19 protein-coding genes, 3 tRNA genes and 2 pseudogenes are annotated in these 19201 nt (G+C 70.9%); 10 read left to right on the plus strand and 14 right to left on the minus strand.

The genetic code is table 11. The features are described 5' to 3' along the window. From ABZ808_RS19650 to ABZ808_RS19670, 5 genes and pseudogenes are all read right to left on the minus strand, one after another. Nucleotides 1-426, minus strand: a 426-nt coding sequence (locus ABZ808_RS19650; protein WP_357008279.1) for a transposase family protein, incomplete at its 3' end; no start/stop codon positions are given. A 369-nt stretch (nucleotides 427-795) separates the two neighbouring features. After that, entirely contained in the window at nucleotides 796-1167 is a 372-nt protein-coding gene (locus ABZ808_RS19655) for an IS3 family transposase (protein WP_357008282.1), read from the minus strand. Between the two features lie 67 nt (nucleotides 1168-1234). After that, nucleotides 1235-1522: pseudogene (locus ABZ808_RS19660) on the minus strand (transposase); the annotation flags it as partial. A gap of 161 nt (nucleotides 1523-1683) precedes the next feature. Next, a complete protein-coding gene (locus tag ABZ808_RS19665; RefSeq protein WP_357008284.1) occupies nucleotides 1684-2316 on the minus strand; it encodes a hypothetical protein in 633 nt (210 codons plus the stop codon). Nucleotides 2317-2589: 273 nt separating this feature from the next. Then, nucleotides 2590-2665, minus strand: a tRNA-Lys gene (locus ABZ808_RS19670). Nucleotides 2666-2853: 188 nt separating this feature from the next. Here ABZ808_RS19670 and ABZ808_RS19675 point away from each other — a divergent pair. Together ABZ808_RS19675 and ABZ808_RS19680 are read left to right on the plus strand one after the other, a co-directional pair. Then, nucleotides 2854-4128, plus strand: coding sequence for an Ig-like domain-containing protein (locus tag ABZ808_RS19675; RefSeq protein ID WP_357008287.1), 1275 nt, complete (start codon nucleotides 2854-2856; stop codon nucleotides 4126-4128). A 239-nt stretch (nucleotides 4129-4367) separates the two neighbouring features. After that, a complete protein-coding gene (locus ABZ808_RS19680; protein ID WP_357008290.1) occupies nucleotides 4368-5654 on the plus strand; it encodes an Ig-like domain-containing protein in 1287 nt (428 codons plus the stop codon). A gap of 118 nt (nucleotides 5655-5772) precedes the next feature. Here the strand turns inward: ABZ808_RS19680 and ABZ808_RS19685 are convergent. Further along, nucleotides 5773-5845 (minus strand) — tRNA-His (locus tag ABZ808_RS19685). 111 nt (nucleotides 5846-5956) lie between these two features. Then, nucleotides 5957-6547 (minus strand): oligoribonuclease, encoded by a 591-nt coding sequence (gene orn / locus ABZ808_RS19690; RefSeq protein ID WP_357008293.1) that lies wholly within the window; start codon nucleotides 6545-6547, stop codon nucleotides 5957-5959. A 72-nt stretch (nucleotides 6548-6619) separates the two neighbouring features. Between orn and ABZ808_RS19695 the strand changes: the two genes are divergently transcribed. Then, nucleotides 6620-7897: a glycosyltransferase 87 family protein gene (locus tag ABZ808_RS19695; protein ID WP_357008296.1), complete on the plus strand. Its 1278-nt coding sequence runs from the start codon at nucleotides 6620-6622 to the stop codon at nucleotides 7895-7897. Nucleotides 7898-8156: 259 nt separating this feature from the next. Here ABZ808_RS19695 and ABZ808_RS19700 read toward each other — a convergent pair. From ABZ808_RS19700 to ABZ808_RS19710, 3 genes and pseudogenes are all read right to left on the minus strand, one after another. Further along, nucleotides 8157-8459 (minus strand): annotated as a pseudogene (locus ABZ808_RS19700) (hypothetical protein); the annotation flags it as partial. A 681-nt stretch (nucleotides 8460-9140) separates the two neighbouring features. Further along, nucleotides 9141-9878, minus strand: a complete 738-nt coding sequence (locus ABZ808_RS19705; protein ID WP_357008299.1) for a YcnI family protein — start codon at nucleotides 9876-9878, stop codon at nucleotides 9141-9143. Nucleotides 9879-9895: 17 nt separating this feature from the next. Continuing rightward, complete coding sequence (locus tag ABZ808_RS19710) at nucleotides 9896-11560, minus strand: copper resistance protein CopC (RefSeq protein ID WP_357008302.1); 1665 nt, start codon at nucleotides 11558-11560, stop codon at nucleotides 9896-9898. Between the two features lie 201 nt (nucleotides 11561-11761). On the opposite strand from ABZ808_RS19710, the gene ABZ808_RS19715 reads away from it, so the two are divergent. The 4 genes from ABZ808_RS19715 to ABZ808_RS19730 are packed head-to-tail and all read left to right on the plus strand — an operon-like array spanning nucleotide 11762 to nucleotide 14691. Further along, complete coding sequence (locus ABZ808_RS19715; protein ID WP_357008304.1) at nucleotides 11762-12340, plus strand: sigma-70 family RNA polymerase sigma factor; 579 nt, start codon at nucleotides 11762-11764, stop codon at nucleotides 12338-12340. Between the two features lie 32 nt (nucleotides 12341-12372). Continuing rightward, nucleotides 12373-12897, plus strand: a complete 525-nt coding sequence (locus ABZ808_RS19720; RefSeq protein ID WP_357008307.1) for a MauE/DoxX family redox-associated membrane protein — start codon at nucleotides 12373-12375, stop codon at nucleotides 12895-12897. Beyond that, nucleotides 12890-13606: a thioredoxin domain-containing protein gene (locus ABZ808_RS19725; protein WP_357008310.1), complete on the plus strand. Its 717-nt coding sequence runs from the start codon at nucleotides 12890-12892 to the stop codon at nucleotides 13604-13606. Before ABZ808_RS19720 ends, ABZ808_RS19725 begins: the two co-directional genes overlap by 8 nt. Then, nucleotides 13603-14691 (plus strand): hypothetical protein, encoded by a 1089-nt coding sequence (locus tag ABZ808_RS19730; RefSeq protein WP_357008313.1) that lies wholly within the window; start codon nucleotides 13603-13605, stop codon nucleotides 14689-14691. The genes ABZ808_RS19725 and ABZ808_RS19730 overlap by 4 nt, the downstream gene beginning before the upstream one ends. 97 nt (nucleotides 14692-14788) lie before the next feature. Here ABZ808_RS19730 and ABZ808_RS19735 read toward each other — a convergent pair whose 3' ends face one another. The 4 genes from ABZ808_RS19735 to ABZ808_RS19750 are packed head-to-tail and all read right to left on the minus strand — an operon-like array spanning nucleotide 14789 to nucleotide 17471. Then, the gene (locus ABZ808_RS19735; RefSeq protein ID WP_357008315.1) at nucleotides 14789-15553 is read right to left on the minus strand and encodes an ABC transporter ATP-binding protein; all 765 of its coding nucleotides are present in this window, start codon (nucleotides 15551-15553) and stop codon (nucleotides 14789-14791) included. Then, nucleotides 15550-16320, minus strand: coding sequence for a cobalt ECF transporter T component CbiQ (cbiQ, locus tag ABZ808_RS19740; RefSeq protein WP_357008317.1), 771 nt, complete (start codon nucleotides 16318-16320; stop codon nucleotides 15550-15552). Before cbiQ ends, ABZ808_RS19735 begins: the two co-directional genes overlap by 4 nt. Before the next feature lie 15 nt (nucleotides 16321-16335). Further along, nucleotides 16336-16758, minus strand: a complete 423-nt coding sequence (locus ABZ808_RS19745; RefSeq protein ID WP_357008320.1) for a PDGLE domain-containing protein — start codon at nucleotides 16756-16758, stop codon at nucleotides 16336-16338. Next, entirely contained in the window at nucleotides 16755-17471 is a 717-nt protein-coding gene (locus ABZ808_RS19750; protein ID WP_357008323.1) for an energy-coupling factor ABC transporter permease, read from the minus strand. Before ABZ808_RS19750 ends, ABZ808_RS19745 begins: the two co-directional genes overlap by 4 nt. A 165-nt stretch (nucleotides 17472-17636) precedes the next feature. On the opposite strand from ABZ808_RS19750, the gene bcp reads away from it, so the two are divergent. The 3 genes from bcp to ABZ808_RS19765 all read left to right on the plus strand — a co-directional run bounded on the left by bcp (nucleotide 17637) and on the right by ABZ808_RS19765 (nucleotide 19138). Beyond that, nucleotides 17637-18113: a thioredoxin-dependent thiol peroxidase gene (gene bcp, locus ABZ808_RS19755; RefSeq protein WP_357008325.1), complete on the plus strand. Its 477-nt coding sequence runs from the start codon at nucleotides 17637-17639 to the stop codon at nucleotides 18111-18113. Nucleotides 18114-18143: 30 nt separating this feature from the next. Continuing rightward, nucleotides 18144-19067, plus strand: a complete 924-nt coding sequence (locus ABZ808_RS19760; protein ID WP_357008327.1) for a hypothetical protein — start codon at nucleotides 18144-18146, stop codon at nucleotides 19065-19067. Beyond that, a tRNA-Leu gene (locus ABZ808_RS19765) sits at nucleotides 19053-19138 on the plus strand. The genes ABZ808_RS19760 and ABZ808_RS19765 overlap by 15 nt, the downstream gene beginning before the upstream one ends. Nucleotides 19139-19201 lie beyond the last annotated feature (63 nt).

Below are 19201 nucleotides of genomic sequence, written 5' to 3' on the forward strand. Positions count from 1 at the left end.
AGGCAACGGCAGGCGTAGCAGCGCCCGCAGGGCGGTGTGCCGGGACACGACCACCGCCAGCGCCGACAACATCCGCGCCCCGGCGCGGCCGGCCAGCTGACGCACCACCACACCGACCTGGGAGATCAGCCGGCAGGTGCGGCGCTGGTAGCGGTTCAGGACCCCGGGCAGTTGTTCCCGCAACGTTCGACGGCAGCCCCGCGTCGGGCACACCAGCCGACGTACGCGCACCCGGACCACCACCGGCCGGGCATCGACCGGCACGTCCGCGAGGGTCCGCTGGTGATACCCGTGCACCCGGCCCGTCACCGCCGCGCAGCCCGGACAGGCCACCGGCCCCTCGGGAGTCCGCGCCCGCACCAGGATCCGACCGCCCTCGTCCGTCACGTCCTCGATCACCAGCGGCAGCAGCCCCGAGAAGACCATCTTCGTAAGATCACCGATCTTGCACACATGATCTCAACGACATCGACTACCTTCGGTCACCACCGAATGTGAGACAGAGCCGAAATCGACACACTCCCCAGCTTGACATCTATAGGAGCATCTTTGCCGGGGCCCTGGCACTGGCCCCGGGAACCGACTGACAGCAGCACCCGGTGCTGGCGGGCGAGGCGGGCGTACTGCGTCGAGGTGTACTGCCTGTCGCTGTGGAAGATCACCGGTCCGGACGGGCGGCGGGTGGCGATGGCGTTGGACGGGGCCTGGGCGGGTAGGTCGGTGCGTAGGTGGTCGGCGGTGGCCCAGCCGACGTGAGGCGATGTCGATGACGGTGGCCAGGTACAGCCAGCCCTCTCATGTGGGGATGTAGGTGAGGTCGCCGCACCAGCAGGTGTCGACCTCACTCGCGGAGGTGGTGAAGTCCCGGCGGATCCGATCGGCGGCCAGGGCCGCCTCCGCGTCGGGCACGGTGGTGGTGCGCCACCGCTTCGGTGTCCGTCCGCAATGCCCGGCGCCCCGCATCAGCCTGGCTATCCGTTTGCGGGAGTGCCGCCGTCCCTGCGCGGCCAACTCGGCGTGGACCCGAGGCGCGCCGGCCGAGCCGGTGTGGATGTCGACGATGCGGGCGGTCAGGTCGACGTCGTCACGCTCCCGCCACGACGGGCCGGTGCGGTGTTGGTAGTAGGCGGATCGGGAGACCTCCAACAGCTCGCAGGAACGCTTCACGTTCCCGTCGGGCGTGCCTTCTCAGCCTCGATGAACGGGTACACGTTCACCGGGTCTCCGTCGCGAAGAAAGCCGTGGCCCGTTTGAGGATGTCGACGTCCTCCCGCAGCCGGCGGTTCTCCCGCCGCAGCCGCGCCAACTCATCCCGCTCGTCGCTGGTCAACCCGTCGGTGCGGGTGCCGGCGTCGACGTCGGCCTGCTTGACCCACTCACGTACCGCGGTCTCGGTCAGGTCGAAGTCCCTCGCGACCTGCGCGACCGTCCGGTCACCCCGCCGACACACCTCGACGATCTCCGGCGTGAACGCCCGACGCGGCCGGCGTGGTTTCTTGCCCATGCCTTCCATGATGAACATCCTCCCGAGGAGCACACAGCCCCTCTGAGCTGGGATGTCCGTCAAACCGGGTCAGGCCCACTCGACGAATACGGCCAGGTCAGCACAGTCGACCACAAGGTCCTTAAACATTGCGCCTACCTCGATGCCCTGACGGCATCCATGCACACGGCTCTCAGATGTCAAGGGTGGCGACGTCCGATGAGCGCCAACTCGCTGATCTTCGTTGCCATCGGGAAGTCCTCGTACAGAGGGCCCCGGCCGTCGTCTTCGATGAGCTGGGACAGCTCCGCGACCAGTTCGGCTTGAAGACCAGCGGGAGTGGCCTCCCAGACGCGCTTGATCAAACCGAAGTACGTCTCGTAGGTGCAAGAACCGCCGACCGCCGCGTTGTCGAAAACTGGGAAGACCCGGGGAAGAAGGAAGTGGCAGAACTTCGACGGGAACACCGCAGACCCCGACTTCGTCGGCTTGAGCCACGCAACCACCCCGGGGAACATCCGCACTTGATCCCACGTCACGTCGGTGATGTCCAGGTCCTTTACCGGCGCGCACGCTTCGTGCCAGGTCCGGGCCAGGTAGTCCCGGTTTTCGTTGAATTTACTGGTCACGTCGGCTTGGGAAAGCGGCCGCAACGCCTTCCACGTGGTCAAACGGGGCAGGAATCCCACCCACCAACTGTCCCGGAAATCTCCATCGGGGTTCTGGGCGGCCAGCACCTCATAGTCGCTGTTGTGGAAGTCGTTCGGCCAATTCGTCTTCGTCTGCCACCACCGGACGCCGGCAGCGAACTGCTTCCTGTCGATCGCCAACACGCGCGCATCCTACGACCGGGCCGCAAGCATCGACACCAGACGAACAAAGCCGGGGCGGGCCCTTCACCCAACGCCCGCCGCCCACGGACCTCCACGATCCCTCAACAGATGCACCGCGTGGCAGCCGCCGATGTCCACGATCACCGCACCGCATCCCGGCAAACGGCGACCGGTCCAACGGCTCCCGAGCACCCACCGAGCGACCATCCACCACCGCCGTACGCGAAAAAGGCCCTGACCCAGTGAGAAACACCAGGTCAGAGCCTTGATCGTTGGTGCGCCGCCAGGGACTCGAACCCCGAACCCGCGGATTAAGAGTCCGCTGCTCTGCCAGTTGAGCTAGCGGCGCTCGTTCGGCAACGGAGAGAACATTAGCACCCCGCTGAACCGCGCTCCAATCCGGTTACCAGGGTCCCCCCTTCGGTCGAGCTTACCGGTCAAAAGACCCTAAATCCTCCAGCACGATTGAGACGGGTGCGTGGGTGAGGGCGTTGATACGGCACGATGTCCGCCAGGTACGCGAGAACAGAGGTGGGGATGGCACGGTTCACGCGAGCCGGGGCGGTGGTGGGCGCTCTGACCCTGGCTGCGTCGCTGGCACTGACCGGGTGCGGCGGCGAGCAGAAGGAGCCGGAATTCGTTGGTGGGATCGAGGCGAGTGCCCCGGCGAGCGCCGGCGCCGATCCCGGTACGGCGGAGCCCTCGACGCCGGCGGCGCCGAGCGGGCCGGCGCTGACGTTGAGTCCGGCCGACGGCACAAAGAACAAGCCCGTGAGCACGGAGATCAGCGCCAAGCTCCCGGACGGCGGGAAGGTGTCCTCGGTGACCCTGGCCGCCGCGGACGGCAAGTCGGTGGAGGGCAAACTGCGCACGGACGGCTCCGCCTGGGTGCCGAACGCTCCGCTGAAGTACGGCACGAGCTACACCGCCACGGTGACGGCGAGCGGGTCTGACGGCACGACCAGCCAGGGCACCAGCAACTTCACCACGATGGCCAAGCCGAAGTCGACCATCGGTTCGGGTCTGTACCTCTTCGACGACAAGAGCTACGGGGTGGCCATGCCGGTGGTCGCCGAGTTCCACCCGGGCATTCCGAAGAAGGACCGGGCGGCGGTGCAGAAGCGGATGTTCGTCAAGACCGACCCGCCGCAGCCGGGGGCGTGGCACTGGGTCGACAACGGCACGCAGGCGTACTACCGCGCGCCGGAGTACTGGAAGCCGGGCACCACCATCACCGTGCGGATCGCGCTGGCCGGCGTGCCGCTGAGCAACGGCCGGTACGGCGACATCGACCGCAAGGCCACCGCCAAGATCGGGCGGTCGCTGGAGATGAAGGTCGACAACGCGACCAAGAAGATGACGGTGTACGAGGACGGCGCGGTGGTCCGCACCATCCCGGTGAGCCTGGGCAAGAAGAGCACCCCGTCGTCGAGCGGCACGATGGTGGTGATGGAGAAGAAGGAGGCCACGGTCTTCGACACCCGCAACGACCCGAACCCGGCGAACCGATACGTCACCGATATCGAATTCGCCCAGCGGATCACCTGGGGTGGCGAGTACATCCACGCCGCGCCCTGGTCGGAGCACGTGCAGGGGCGGCAGAACGTCTCGCACGGCTGCGTGAACGTGTCGATGGCGAACGCCCGCTGGTTGTTCGAGAAGACGCGGGTCGGTGACCCGATCACGATCAAGGGCACCGAGCGCAAGCTGGCCGCCGGCAACGGCTGGACGGCGTGGAGTCAGGGCTGGTCGGACTTCGTCAAGGGCAGCGCGCTGCCTGTGCCCGAGGGTGGGTTCGGCCCGGCGCTCTGAGCGATCCGAGGGTACGCGCCGGCCCCCGCCCGAGGCGGGGGCCGGCGCGTACCCTTGCGGTGCCCGTTGCGCGACGGCCCTCCGTCCCGACATGGAGACGAGCCAGAATCACGAATCGCCGATAATAGCAAGATTCCGACATCATCATCGGCGTGTTCCGGTTCACCGTCTGCAACCGGGGCCGGTTCTGGCGCGTCAGTAGGAGACGATGGGGCAGGGACCACGACTGTGAGGGAATCATGCGAGCTAGCCAGCACCAGCTGATCCGGCCCGGTGGGCGACGCCGCGTGTTCGCGGCGGGGCTTCTCGCCGCGGCGCTGGCCTTGACCTCCGCCTGCACGGACGGTGGCGGCGGCGGCAAACCGTCGTCCTGGCAGGGCGGCGGCGAGAGCACGGCGCCGAAGGCTGCGGCGACGATCAGCGAGCCAGCGACCGACGCGAAGGACGTGCCGGCGTCCACCGGCATCGCCTTCACCACGAAGGACGCCGTGGAGACCGCCGTCGAGTTGAAGGACGCGGCCGGCAAGGCGGTCGAGGGCTCCCTGTCCTCGGACGGCAAGACCTGGCTGCCGGCCGGCGCCCTGGCGTACGGCACGAGCTACACGGCCACGGTGACGGCCACCGGCGACGACGGCCGTCCGGCCACCGCGACCAGCACCTTCACGACGATGGCCAAGCCGAACAACCAGATTCGCGTGAGCAGCTTCCTCGGCGACAACCAGGTCGTTGGCGTCGGGATGCCGCTGATCGTGAAGTTCAGCCGGGGCATTCCGGAGGACTACCGCGACGACGTGCAGCGCCGGATGACGGTGACCTCGACGCCGGCCCAGGAGGGCATCTGGCACTGGGTCAGCCCCACCGAGATCCGGTACCGGCCGAAGGAGTTCTGGAAGGCCGACAGCAAGGTCTCCTACCGGGTGCAGGCCGGTGGCCTGCCGATGGGTGACGGTTGGTACGGCCGCGCCGATCTCAACGTGGACGTCAAGATCGGCGCGTCGGTGATCATGACGGTCGACAACAAGACCAAGCGGATGACGGTGACCCGCAACGGCTCGGCGATCAAGACCATCCCGGTGAGCCTGGGCAAGAAGAGCACCCCCTCGTCCAGCGGCACGATGATCGTGATCGAGAAGCTGCGCAAGACGGTCTTCGACACGTTCGAGGAGTTGGGCCCGGAGGACGGCTACCGCACGAAGATCGACTTCGCGCAGCGCCTCACCTGGGGCGGCGAGTTCATCCACGCGGCCCCCTGGTCCGAGGGCCAGCAGGGCAGCGTCAACGTGTCGCACGGCTGCGTGAACGTGTCGATGGCCAACGGCGAGTGGCTGTTCAAGAACACCCAGGTCGGCGATCCGATCACGGTCAAGGGCACCGAACGCAAGCTCCAGAACGGCAACGGCTGGACGGACTGGAACATGAGCTGGGACGAGTACGTCAAGGGCAGCGCCCTGCCGTACGAGCCGCCGGCCGACCCGGATGCCACCGCGACCCCGGATGGTGCCGGCACCCCGTCGCCCACGCCCTGAGCGACCGAGACGACGAGAGCCCTCTCCACGGAGGGGGCTCTCGTGTGCTGCCCCTAGCTCGCCCCCAAAACGACTCAGGCCCCCTCGTGAGAGGGGGCCTGAGTCGTGAAGCTAGCTGGGTGACTGATGGGAATTGAACCCACGACAACCGGGACCACAACCCGGTGCTCTGCCAACTGAGCTACAGCCACCATGCCGCCGCCACCCGGTCGATCGCCCCGGGCGGGGTGCGGACCAATAATAGCCACACCTCCACCAACCGCGTCCACTGGGTTGCCCGCTCCCCCGGGAGACGGTACGGGTCAGAGGTCGGCGGCGATCGCCTTGGCGGTGTCGACGTCGGGGCCGGGCAGCGGCACGAAGAGGGTGCGCCGGTAGTACTCCAACTCCCGGATGCTCTCCCGGACGTCGGCGAGCGCCCGGTGCGCCAGGCCCTTCTGCGGCTGGCCGAAGTACACCCGGGGGTACCAGCGGCGACACAGTTCCTTGATCGACGAGACGTCGATCATGCGGTAGTGCAGGTGCGCGTCGAGGCGGGGCATGTCCCGGGCGATGAAGCCGCGGTCGGTGGCGATCGAGTTGCCGCACAGCGGCGCGGTACGCGGGTCCTTGACGAAGCTGGTGACGTACTCCAGCACCCGGTCCTCGGCCTCGGCGAGGGTCACCACCGAGCGGCGGACCTCCTCGGTGAGGCCGGACTTGGCGTGCATCGTCTGGACGATCTCCGGCATCCCCTCCAACGCGGCCTCGTCGGCGTGGATAACCACGTCGACACCGTCACCCAGCACGTTGAGGTCGGGATCGGTGACAAGTGCCGCAACCTCGATCAGTTTGTCCCTGCCGAGGTCCAACCCGGTCATCTCACAGTCGATCCAGACGAGGAGTTCAGCCACCGGGACAGCCTACGCGCAGCCCACACCCCGCGGCTGCGCGCTCTCGGCCGGGCGGACCGCTAGGGTTTCGGGGTGCCAGCCGATCCTGTAGCACCACCCGCCGTCACCGAGGACGACCCCGGCGGCCGCGCGGTGCGTCGGCTGGTCGCGGTGGTGGGGCTGGCGGCCGTGCTGCCGGCGCTCTACCTGCCCGGCCTGGTGCACAACTTCTTCGACCTGAAGATCTACATGTCCGCGATGGACTGGTGGACGGCGGGTCACCCGCTCTACGACTACGTCCAGCCGGATCGGGTGCAGGGCGAGCTGTACTTCACGTACCCACCGTTCAGCGCGCTGCTGCTCTGGCCGTTCGGTCTGCTGAGGCTCGGCGTCACCGTGACGATCTTCACGGTGCTCACGGTTCTGGCCGTGGTGGTGACCACCCGCTGGCTGGTCATGCCGGTGATCGCCCGGCACGACCTGCCACGGACGTTCACCCTGGTCGTCGCCGTGCTGCTGGTGCTGGCGGTGGAGAGCACCCGCGAGACGATCACCTTCGGGCAGATCAACATGCTGCTGGTCGTGCTGATCCTGGCCGACCTGCTGTTCGCCGTGCCGCAGGCCCGGCGCTGGGCCGGGGTCGGCGTGGGGCTGGCGACGGCGCTCAAGCTCTTCCCCGGCATCTTCATCGTGTACCTGCTCGCCACTCGGAAGTGGCGGGCGGCTGCCGTGGCGAGCGCCACCGCGGCGGCGGCGACCCTGCTGGCGGCGGCCATCGCGCCGGTGGACTCGTGGCGGTTCTGGACGCAGGAGCTGTGGGACAACGACCGGGTGGGTCGCACCGACTACGTCGGCAACCAGTCGCTCTTCGGCCTGCTCAGCCGGTTCACCGCGCCGGAGAAGCCGGATCGGCTGCTCTGGCTGCTGGTGGTCGCCGCGATCGCCGCCTACGGACTGTGGCGGGCGGCCCGCGCGGCTCGGGCCGGTGACCTGCTGACGGGCCTGACGATGACCGGCCTGGTTGGCGCCCTGGTCAGCCCGATCACGTGGACCCACCACATCTACTGGTTCCTGCCGGCGGTGGTGCTGCTCGCCGACGCGGCGTTGAGTGCCGACCGCCCGGACGAGGCACGCCGGCGCCGGTGGTTGGCCGCGCTCGCGCTGGGTACCACCGCCGTGATCGTCTACGGCGTGGTGACGTTCCAGAAGTGGGGCACGGACCCGGTCCGCACCCATGACCCGGTGGACTTCGTCACGCAGAACACCTACGTGCTGCTCAGCCTGCTGCTGCTGGTGGCCCTGCCGGTGCGCGCGGTCCGACCGACCCGCCCCGTGGAAAAGTCGCACCAAATGGACAGAACTCCCCACTAGCCACCATCGCCGCTAATCTGGTCTCACCTACCTCAAGCGTCGCTCAGGTAGCACCGATCCCCCGGTGAGGGTGGCCCTCCGCGTCGGCAGCGTGGAGGGCCGCTCGTTGTCAGTCCATCGGCACCGGCCGGGCAGGCGGCTCCACGGTGGCCGGCGGCCAGGCCAGACTCAACGTCACCTCCGGCGGGCGGGGCGACCGGGCGGGCGGATCCAGGTCGGCGAGGGTCGCCGGTCGGGCCGGTTCGGCGCCGATCGCGGACCGGGGGCGCTCGGCCGGGCCGGACCCGACCGGGGCGAGTTGCCGAACGGTCGGCAACGGCGGTGGGTCGACCGGCCCGGTGGCACCCAGGCCGCTCAACGAGCTGACCCCGAGCCGGCCGGCGAGCACCGGCACCTGGTCAGGTTCGACCACGAAGACCACCTCACGCGGACGCAGTGGACGCAGCAGGAGCAGCACCGCGAACACCACCAGCAGCACCCCCGCCGCCAGCAGACCCCAGGTGGTCGGCCCGACCCACCCCGCCCGCAGTTCGGCGCGCAGGTCAAGGGTCAGGTCGGCGCCACCGTCCGGGCGCATCACCACCAGACTCATCGGCTCGCCGGCCAGGTCGTCGGCGCTCCACTGGAGCGAGCCGATGCCCTCGCGTACCCAGAAGGGGCGGCCCAGCGGTGCGACCACCGGCGACGCCGTCGCGGTGGCAGCAGCGCCGGCAGGGTCTGTGCGGACCGGGAGCGGCCCCCGGGCCAACGCCACCCGGCGGACCGAGGCGTACGGCACCGGCTCCAACCACCGGCGCACCTCGGCGGTGGGCGCCAGCCCCACGAAGGCCGGGCCGTCCGGTGTACGGGCGTCGAGCTGAAGCTGGGTCTGCGCGCCCCGCACAAACGGCGCCTCCTGGCGCAGCAGCCGTTCCAGGTCGGTGACCACGACGGCGTGCCCAGGCGTACGGACCGTCTCGAACCGGGCGGCGAAGGCCCCGCCGGGGTCGGCGTGCCGGGTCACCAGCCAGAGCCCGCCACCGACGAACAGCGTCGGAATCCCGATGACCAACAGCAGCACTCCGGCGACCGCCCGCACGAAACGCATTCGCGTTGTCCCCCTCCGTAGCCAGATACCCGGCCGACCTTACCGACGTACGGCCTCTGATCAGGGGATATCCACGGCACGGCCGGTTCCGGTCCGGCAGGAAGCGCGCTGGCCCGCCGGAAACGAACTCCGGCGGGCCAGCGGATGAGCGGCGGGTCAGGACTTGGCGGCCGGCTCCCGGCGGGTCCGGGTGAACGCCAACCCGCCCAGCACCAGGCCGGCCAGGCCGGCGACGAGCCCGGCCACGCCGAGGCCGACCGCGAGCCCGTTACCGTCTTCGTCGTCATCGTCGTCGGGCAACGCGACGGCGGGAGCGGTCGGTGCGGCCGAACCTGCCGGCGCCGAGGCGGCGGCCAGCGTGAGCACCGGCGCCGGGTGGTCCGGCTCCTCGCCGCCCGCCACTGGCTCGTCGATCCAGCGCGAGATGTTGCCGTCCGAGTACGTCTGCAGGGTCTTGAAGACCATCGACTCGACCTGCGGCAGCGGCCCCATCGAGACTCCGAACTCCTGGAACTGGCCCGGCTTGATCCCCGCGTCGCCGGTGGCCGTCCAGGTCAGCTTGGACACCGCCTCGGTGATCGGGCTGCCGTGCACCTCGATCGGCGGGTCCACCTTGCGCTTCTCCACGGCCACCGTCCAGCCCGGCACCGGCATGGTCGACACCGAGCCGACCGGCGCGTTCTCCGGAAGTACGACCTCCAGCTTGGTCGTCGACGCGGTGTCGCTCTCGTTGGGCACCCGGAACGCCACCCGGGCGTAGCCGCCCTGGGTCGCCTCCTTCGGGTTGACCGTGACGTGGGCGGACGCCGGTCCGGCGAAGCCGAGCACGGCGGTGGCGACGGCGGCGAACGCCAGGGCGGTAGCGGCGGATGCGGTACGCCGGAGACGGGTCATGGGCTTGGTGGACCTCTCTAACGGATGGGCACGGTGGCGGTCACCGTGGCCTGGTCGATGTCGGACGTGCGGACGGTGATCTTCAGTTGCCATTCGCCGGAGGACGGCATGCTGATGTCGCCGTAGGAGTGGTTGTCGGTCAGCGGCAGCAGCGGGACCTCGATCGGCTCGATCCCGGCCGAGGGCAGCGCGGCGGTCGCCCGCCACTCCTCGACCTTCTGCGGCTGGTTGTCCTTGGTGTAGGCGTACAGGTGCATCGAGTTGTTGCCCCGCTCGGCCGGGTCCAGCTCGACCTGGAGGGTGAACAGCGAGCTGGACAGCGTGGCGGTGAAGAGCCCGGTCTGGGTGCCGGACGGCTCGGCCACGGCGGTCCGGGCGGGCGTGGTCTGCACCAGGGTCGCCGAGAGGCCCAGCACCACCACGGTGACGGCCAGCTCCGCCAGGACCGCCCGGCGCACCGGCACCGGTCGCTGCGCCGCGGTGCGCCGGCGCACCAACTGCCGGGAGTACGCGGCCACGGCGATCACCACGGCGAACAGCCCGATCTTGGCGAGCAGCAGCCACCCGTACGTGGTGGAGAACAGGGCATCCAGGTTGCCCACCTCGATCAGCGCCTGGACGACGCCGCCCAGCAGCAGGGCCGAGACGGCGAGGGCTGCCCAGCGCGACCAGATCGGCAGGATCGCGCCCAACTCCCGCTCGTCGGCCTGGCGCAGCAGGAAGACGGCGAGCATCAGCAGGCCGCCCAGCCACACCGCCATGCTGCCCAGGTGCACCGCGTCGACCACCACGGAGACCGCCGGCGCCGGGGAGGCCGCCGCGTGCCCGGCCAGCGGCCAGGTCAGCAGCGCGGCACCGCCGAGGACCGCCAGGATGATCGCGTCGGCCCGGCCGACCGGCCCGGCCAGCAGCGGCCGCAGCAGGAACACCGACGCCGCCAGCAGCCCGAGCCGCACCAGGTGGGCGGCGCCGAAGGTACTGCCGAACACGCTGCCGAACCCCTCGCCAGTCACCTCGAACAGACCGCCACCGGCGGTGTAGGGCACCTGCAACCACAGGTCGGCGAGGGTGGCCACGGCGACCAGGCCGAGACCGGTCCAGGCCAGCCGGGCCGGCCCCCGCCGGGACAGCCGGCGCGGCCACAGCGCGGCGAGCACCAGCACCGGCCCGACCAGCAGCACCAGACCGGCGTAGCCGAGGAAACGGGCCACCTTCACGGCGGTGCCCACGACCGGATCGGCGCGGCTGTCGGCCCCGGAGTCGACCGGCGCCGCCGACGGCGCGCCCACCGAGTAGGTGAAGGCGCCGGAGACCGGGTGGCTGTCGGCGGAGATCACCCGGAAACTCACCAGGTAGGTGCCGCGCTCACCGCTCGGATCCACCGGGATCGTCACCACCCCGCCGTCGAAGGACGGCTCACCCCGGTCGGCCCGGGAGCCGTCCGGCGCGATGACCCGGATCTTGCCGGGGACCTTGCGGACCGACTCGCTGAACGTGAGCACCACCTCGGCCGGCCCGCTCGGCACCACCGCCGAGGCGGCCGGGCTGGTGCGGGACAGCACCGCGTGGGCGCTGGCCGGGGTGGCTGGCGCGATCAACAGGGCGACGACGGTAACCAGGAGGCCGGCGGCGGCGGCCAGCCGGGCGATCCAGCGGCGGGGGGCGACAGTCATGCCGGCCATGGTCGCCGACGGACCGGGCTGTCGGCGACCCGAGTAGGTCAGGCGGCTCAATTGCGCTCAGCCGCCAGCGCCGCGCGGACGGCATCGCGTGTCATGCGGAGGTAGTCGGCACCCGGTGGGGAAAAGTTCCCGACGTGGCGCATACCATCACGGGCCGAAGGACCCTGACGGTACGCCCGGCGCCGCGTAACCTGGTTTTTCGTGATCCCCGTCCCGCGTGACTTCGGTGTCGATCCGGCCGGTGACCCCGCCCGGGACGAGGCCACCGAGTGGGCGCTGACCGCCCGCGACGGCGACCCGGCCGCCCAGGCCGCGTTCGTCCGCCTGACCCAGGCCGAGGTCTGGCGGTTCGCCGCCGCCCTGGTGAGCCCGGACACCGCCGACGACCTCACCCAGGAGACGTACCTGCGGGCGTTCCGGGCCCTACCGGCGTTCGAGGGTCGCTCCAGCGCCCGCACCTGGCTGCTCGGCATCGCCCGGCGGGCCTGCGCCGACCACCTCCGCACGGTGATCCGTCGCCGCCGCCTCGACGAGCGGCTGGCCGTCAACGCGCACACCGACCAACCGCATCCGGACCCGGCCGGGCAGTTCGGCGCCACCGACCTCGTGCGCCGGTTGAGCCCCGACCGACGCGCGGCGTTCGTCCTCACCCAACTGCACGGCCTGTCGTACGCCGAGGCCGCCGCCGTCGAAGGGGTGCCGGTGGGCACCATCCGCTCCCGGGTCGCCCGGGCCCGTGACGAGCTCATCCAGGCGGTCGGCGACGCCCTCACCGGCTGAGCCCGGAACTTCCGGCGGGGACAGGACGACAAATGACCGTGACAGCACCCACCACCCGGGTCGGCCGCTGGGCGCTCGTGCGGCCCTGGCTCGGCATCGCGGCCCGGCTCGGCCTCGCCGCCGTCTGGTTGGTCGCCGGCGCGTCGAAGGTCGGCGACCTGGCCGCCTCCGGCCGAGCCGTGAACGCCTATCAGGTGATGCCGTACGACGTGGCGACCGTAATCGGCGCCGCACTGCCCTTCGTCGAGCTGGCCCTGGGTGTGCTGCTGCTGCTCGGGCTGGCCACCCGGCTCAGCGCGGCGGTCTCCGCCGCACTGCTGGTGGTCTTCATCGTGGGCATCGCCTCGGCGTGGACGCGGGGCCTGGCCATCGACTGCGGCTGCTTCGGCAGCGGTGGGCAGCTCGCCGAGGGACAGGCACCCAGTTACCTCCCGGAGATCCTGCGGGACCTGGGATTCTTGGTACTGGCCGGATTTCTGCTGATCTGGCCGCGTACGCCCGTCTCGGTGGACGGGTGGCTGTCCGCCGAACCGGCCGTGGAGGACGAGGATGAGTAGTCGCAAGGGACAGCGGGACGCGGCCCGGGTCGTCCGCCAGCAACTGGCCCGGGAACGACGACGCCGCCGCACCATCTGGGTCTCCGCCGCCGCCGTCGCCGTGCTGGTCATCGCCGGTCTGATCGGTTGGGCCGCCCTGTCCAGCCAGCAGTCGGACGACTTCACCACGCCGCCCGGCGCCAACGCCGACGGCACCGGCATCGTCACCGGCGGCGGGCCGGTCACCGTCGACGTCTACGAGGACTTCCTCTGCCCGGCCTGCAACCAGTTCGAGCAGACCAGCGGGTCGACGCTGGAGCAGTTGGCCGCCGAGAACAAGGCGAAGGTGGTCTACCACCCCGTCGCGTACCTCAACCGCTTCTCCACCACCGGCTACTCCACCCGCTCGTCGGCCGCCTCCGGCTGCGCCGCCGCCGGCGGCAAGTTCCACGAGTACGCCAAGGCGCTCTTCGCCAAGCAGCCACCGGAGGGCGGCGCCGGGCTCAGCGACGACGAACTGGTCGACATCGGCGCCGATGTGGGCCTCGACCGGGCCTCGTTCGGCGGCTGCGTCAAGGACGGCACGTACAAGACGTGGACCGAGCACGTCACCGAGGAGGCCAGCCGCAGCAACATCACCGGCACGCCGACCATCCTGGTCAACGGTCAGCCGCTCGCCGACCGCAGCCCGCAGGGCATCACCGCAGCCGTGGCGGCGGCCGGCAAGTGATCCGTACCCTGCTGGCCCGCGCCGGCCTGGTCGCCACCGCCGCCTGCGCGGTGACCCTGCTCACGGCGGCGCCCGCCGCCGCGCACGGCGCGGACGCCCCGAACGGCACCGACTACCGCACCCGCGTCACAGGCGTCACGCCCGCCCGGCCCGGCCTGGAGGTACGGGTGATCGAGGCGGGCGCCCGGCTGGAGTTGACCAACCGCACCGGCCGCCCGATCGAGGTGATCGGCTACTCCGGTGAGCCGTACCTGCGGGTCGGCCCGGACGGCGTCTACGAGAACAGCCGCTCCCCCGCCACGTACCTCAACCGCACCATCGCCGGGGACACCACCCTGCCGGCCGACGCGGACCCGGCCGCCCCGCCGTCCTGGCGGCGCATCGACGACGGGACCACCGTGCGCTGGCACGACCAGCGGGCGCTCTGGCAGGAGTCGGCGCCACCGGCGGCGGTACGCGCCGCACCCGACCGCGAGCACCGGGTTCGGGACTGGACGGTCCCGCTGCGCGACGGCGCCGACCCCGCGGTGATCGGCGGCACGCTGGACTGGGTGCCGCCGCCGGACGCGTACACCTGGTGGGCGGTGAGCATCGTGGGGATGCTCGCGGTGGGGGCGCTCGGCCTACTCGCCGCCGCCGCGCCGGCCGGCGCCCGAGCGCTGGCCGCGCTGGGCGGGCTCCTGGTCGTCGGCGGCGCCGTCGCCGTGGTGTACCCGGTGGGCCGGGAGTTGGACGCCGGCGCCCAGGGCGTGGGCGGGGTGCTCGTCGGGCTGCTGGGCGGGCAGCTCTGGTCGCTGCTCACCGGCCTCGGGGCGTTCGCCGCCGGAGCGTACGCGCTGGCCCGCCGCCCGGCCGCCGACTTCGCGGTGGCGCTGGCCGGCGCCTGCCTGGCCCTCTTCGCCGGGGTGACGAACGCGGCCGTGTTCGCCCGCTCGATCGCCCCGGTCCCCTGGCCCGCCGAGATCGCCCGAATCATGATCGCCGTAACGCTGCTGACCGGCGCCGGAGCAACCGCCGCCGGCGTCCTGCGCCTACACGCCGCCTCCCGAACCCCAGCCCAGACCCCGAGCCCGACCCGAACCTAGCCCCGCGATCTTGCACTTTGGGTCGCCGATTCGCGGCTTTCGTGGCTGATGCGGGGACAGCAAGTGCAAGATCGGCGCGGCGTGCGGGTGGGGGGCGTCAGGGGTGGGGGGTGGGGGTGAAGCCGTGCGGGAGTTCGAGGCGGTGGCGGGCCAGCAGGGCCGGGTCGGTCAGCAGGTCCAGGGTGGGCGCGTCGGCGACGATCCGACCGCCGTCCAGGATCACTGAGCGTTCGCACAGTTCCGCCGCGTAGGGCAGGTCGTGGGTGACCATCAGCAGAGTCACCGGCAGGCCGCGCAGGATCTCGGCCAGCTCGCGTCGGGCGGCAGGGTCCAGGTTCGACGACGGCTCGTCCAGCACCAGGATCTCCGGGTGCATGGCGAGCACGGTCGCCACCGCCACCCGGCGGCGCTGCCCGAACGACAGGTGCTGCGGGGATCGGTCCCGGTGCTCGCTCATCCCCACCGCGGCGAGCGCCTCGTCCACCCGGGCGGCCAACTCCGCCCCGCGCAGGCCCAGGTTGGCCGGCCCGAACGCCACATCCTCCGCCACCGTCGGCAAGAAGAGCTGGTCGTCCGGGTCCTGGAAGACGATGCCCACCCGACGGCGTACCTCGGACAGGGTCGCCCGGTCCGGTGTGACGGTCAGCCCGCCGACGCTCACGCTGCCCTGCGTCGGGGTGAGGATGCCGTTGAGGTGCAGCACCAGCGTGGTCTTGCCAGCGCCGTTGGGCCCCAACAACGCCACCCGGTCACCGCGCGGCACCGTCAGGTCCACCCCGTGCAGGGCCACGTGCCCATCCGGGTACGCGAAGCGGACGCCACGAACGTCCAGCGAGACAGCGGTCTGCACAACTCCGATCATGTCAGCACGACGGCGACGGCGGCGACGGAGGCCGCCACCACCGGCACGGTCGCCGCGACCAGCCACTGGCCAGCGGTCGCCGCGCCGTCGCCCTGCCACACGGCAGGCATCCGCCCGGTGTAGCCCCGGGACAGCATCGCCAGGTAGACCCGCTCACCACGTTCGAAGGCGCGCAGGAACAGCGCCCCGATCCCGGCGGCGAAGCCGCGCAGCTGCCACAGGAAACGCGGGTCGTCACCCCGCGAGATGCGGGCCACCCGCATCCGCCGCGCCTCACCGACCAGCACGTCCAGATACCGCAGCATGAACGTGGCGATCTGGGTGAACACCTGCGGGCAGTGCAGCCGGTCCAACCCCACGATCAGGTCCCGGGTGGTGGTGGTCGCGGCGAGCAACAGCGAGACGAGGACACCCAGCGTGCCCTTGGCCAGGATGTTCCACGCCCCGTACAGCCCGTCCTCGGACAGCCGCAGCCCCAGCACCTCGACCCGCTCACCGGCACCGAGGAACGGCAGCGCCACAGCGAACAGCACGAACGGCACCTCGATCAACGCCCGGCTCAGCAGCCAGCGCGGCCCCACCCGGGCCAGCGCGGCCACCGCCACCACCAGCACGGCGTACGCGCCGAACGCCCAAAACGCCTCCCGCGGGGTGGCCACCACGGCGATCGTGAAGACCACCATCGCCACGATCTTGACCTCGGGCGGGAGCCGGTGCACCGGCGAGTCCGACTCGCGGTACAGCACGTGCCCGTGACCGGCACCCATCCGCGTACCTCCTGATCAGCCGGCGGTGCCGACGTGGCGCCGGTCGTCGGCGGACCCGGCGTCGCCCTCGACGGGCGTGGTCGCGTCACCCTCGGCCGGCGTGGTGCCCCGGCGACGCAGCAGCCAGAAACCGCCGGCGCCGATCGCGAACGTGATCAGCACCCCGAGCACCCCGGACAGGCCGGTCGAGACGAAGCTGTTCTCCACACCCCGCACGCCGTAGTCGGCGAGCGGGCTGTCGGCCAACTCGTGATCCTGGGCCTGCTGCGCCGGGCAACTGCCGCCGACGATGTTGTCGTCGGCGTCGACGGTGCAGCCCTTGAGCAGGGAGGAGTCCAACCCGTCCGGGTGGGACGAGGCGTAGTTGCTCACGACCCCGGCGAGCAGCAGGGCGACCAGCAGGCCGCCGGCCAGAAAGGCCCAGGACCGGTTCTTCATCGGACACCTCCGGCGACCGGGACGGTGGGGGTGACGGGGGCGCGCCGTGAGCGCAGCGCGTACACCAGGTCGGGGCGCACCTTCGCAACGGTGAGCACCGTGGTCGCGGTGATCAGGCCCTCGCCGACGCCGATCAGCACGTGGGCGCCGGCCATCGTGCCGGCCAGCCCGGCAAGGTTGCCGCCCAGGTCGGTGGTGCCGCCCAACCAGTACTGCAGGACGAAGCCCTGCGACGCGACCACCACGCTGACCAGCGCCGCGACGAACGCGGTCACGGCCAGGCCGGCCCGCGTGCGGGGCAGCACCCGCAGCAGCAGCGCGATCAGCAGGTACGCCGCGGCCGTGCCGAGCAGCGCCATGTTGGTGATGTTGAGGCCGAGCATCGCCACGCCGCCGTCACCGAAGATCAGCGCCTGGACGACGAGCACCACTGCCACGCAGAGCGCGCCGACCCACGGCCCGACAAGCATCGCGGCGAGCGCGCCACCGAGCAGGTGACCACTCACACCGGCCGTGAAGATCGGAAAGTTGAGCATCTGGACGGCGAAGATGAACGCCGCCACCAGGCCGGCCATCGGGGCGAGCCGATCGTCCAGGTCCCGCCGACCGCGCAGGACGCAGACGGTGAGCCCGGCGAGCGCCAGTGCCGCGAAGACCGCCGCGACGGGACCATTGATGATCCCGTTCGAGATGTGCATCGCCAGCGTTTCCACGCGACCTCCCACGCGTCAGCGGGCCCGTCCTGGGCCGGCGGGCTCAGCCTATTTCCTGGGAGTTGTTGTTGCCATACTCTGGCAACAACGCATGCTTTTGTTCACCCTCCCGTCGCCGCGCGGCGGTGGCGGCGACGATCGAGTAGCCGGCGGTAGGGTCGGGCCATGACCGCGCCCGACCGCCTCTCCCCCGGTGACCCCGCACCCGAGTTCACCCTCCCCACCGACACCGGCGACCAGCTCTCCCTGGCCGACCTGCGAGGCCGCAAGGTGGTCCTGTACGCCTACCCGGCGGCGATGACCCCCGGCTGCACCAAGCAGGCCTGCGACTTCCGCGACTCGCTCGCCTCCCTCCAGGCCGCCGGCTACGAGGTGGTGGGCATCTCCCCGGACAAGCCGGCGAAGCTGGCGAAGTTCCGCGAGCGCGACGCCATCACCTTCCCGCTGGTGTCGGACGAGGACAAGGCCGTGCTCATCGCGTACGGCGCGTACGGCGAGAAGCAGCTGTATGGCAAGACCGTGACCGGCGTGATCCGCTCGACCTTCGTCATCGACGCCGACGGCAAGATCGAACGCGCGCTCTACAACGTCAAGGCCACCGGGCACGTCGCCAAGCTCCGCCGCGACCTCGGCCTGGACTGACCTGTCACACCGGGCCGCTACGGTCCGTCAGTGGTTCGGTACAAGTACACGCCCGAAGCGCTCGCCACCGCAGCCGCCGCCGCGCGCAACATCACCGAGGTGATGCGGCTGCTCGGCGTACGCGTCAGCGGCGGCTCGCACGCGCACATCAGTCGTCAGCTCAAGCGCTTCGGCATCGACACGTCTCACTTCACCGGGCAGGCGCACAACCGGGGCGGTCGAGGCCAACGGCGCACCACATCATCCCAGCTCCTGGTTGAGCTGCCCGAAGGGTCCCGCCGGACGCCGGGTGTGCGGTTGAAGTGGGCCCTGGGCACGCTCGGCGTGCCGCAGGAGTGCGAAGAGTGCGGGACAGGGCCAGTCTGGCGAGGCGCTCCACTGACCCTGCACGTCGACCACATCAACGGGGACTTCCTCGACAACCGACCACCGAACCTGCGGCTCCTCTGCCCGAACTGTCACAGTCAGACCGCGACCTACGCCGGCCGAGGGAAGCGGGCGGGTGCTCTCACCATTCCCGCGCGAGCGGCGACCGGCGGCGGCGCCTCCCCCGAAACAGCTGGTTCCGGTCGTCGACCGGCGAGCCGGGAGGAACTCGTCGACCTGTTCGGCCGGGTCGACGCGCAGCAGATCACGGCCCTGGAGGCGGCTCAGCACCTGGGTTGTCGCACGGCATATCTGTACAAGGTTCGGCGGCGCCTCGAGCAGGAGGGCTTGTTGACACCGCGCCCGGACCGCAGCTGGCGTTCGAGGGCTCATCGCGCCACGGTGATCGAGCAGGCGCTGGCGAATCCGGACGTCGGGCCGAAACGGTTGTCGGGGATCCTCCGCGACCTGCCCGACGGCAAATGCAGGGTGAGTCATGGCACGATCTCGGCCATCCTCAAGGAGGCCGGGCTCAACACTGTCGAAGCCAGACGCTCTAGACTCAGCGAGTCGGCGGGAGTGGCGTAACGGCAGCCGCGCAGGTCTTAGGAACCTGTATCCGGAAGGATGTGGGGGTTCGAATCCCCTCTCCCGCACCACTTGGCCGGTGTGCTCACGTGCCGCGCACGCTGTCAGCCGGGTCACAACCTCGAGCCGGGCAG

This window comes from Micromonospora sp. NPDC047527 (genome assembly GCF_040643015.1).
Taxonomy (GTDB): Bacteria; Actinomycetota; Actinomycetes; order Mycobacteriales; family Micromonosporaceae; genus Micromonospora.

Bases quoted from the DNA above. Each gene is read 5' to 3' on its own strand.
- ABZ808_RS19675 (WP_357008287.1), top strand. From the start codon at position 2,854: ATGGCACGGTTCACGCGAGCCGGGGCGGTGGTGGGCGCTCTGACCCTG.
- ABZ808_RS19680 (WP_357008290.1), top strand. From the start codon at position 4,368: ATGCGAGCTAGCCAGCACCAGCTGATCCGGCCCGGTGGGCGACGCCGC.
- ABZ808_RS19705 (WP_357008299.1), bottom strand. From the start codon at position 9,878: ATGACCCGTCTCCGGCGTACCGCATCCGCCGCTACCGCCCTGGCGTTC.
- ABZ808_RS19710 (WP_357008302.1), bottom strand. From the start codon at position 11,560: ATGGCCGGCATGACTGTCGCCCCCCGCCGCTGGATCGCCCGGCTGGCC.
- ABZ808_RS19720 (WP_357008307.1), top strand. From the start codon at position 12,373: ATGACCGTGACAGCACCCACCACCCGGGTCGGCCGCTGGGCGCTCGTG.
- ABZ808_RS19725 (WP_357008310.1), top strand. From the start codon at position 12,890: ATGAGTAGTCGCAAGGGACAGCGGGACGCGGCCCGGGTCGTCCGCCAG.
- ABZ808_RS19735 (WP_357008315.1), bottom strand. From the start codon at position 15,553: ATGATCGGAGTTGTGCAGACCGCTGTCTCGCTGGACGTTCGTGGCGTC.
- cbiQ (WP_357008317.1), bottom strand. From the start codon at position 16,320: ATGGGTGCCGGTCACGGGCACGTGCTGTACCGCGAGTCGGACTCGCCG.
- ABZ808_RS19745 (WP_357008320.1), bottom strand. From the start codon at position 16,758: ATGAAGAACCGGTCCTGGGCCTTTCTGGCCGGCGGCCTGCTGGTCGCC.
- bcp (WP_357008325.1), top strand. From the start codon at position 17,637: ATGACCGCGCCCGACCGCCTCTCCCCCGGTGACCCCGCACCCGAGTTC.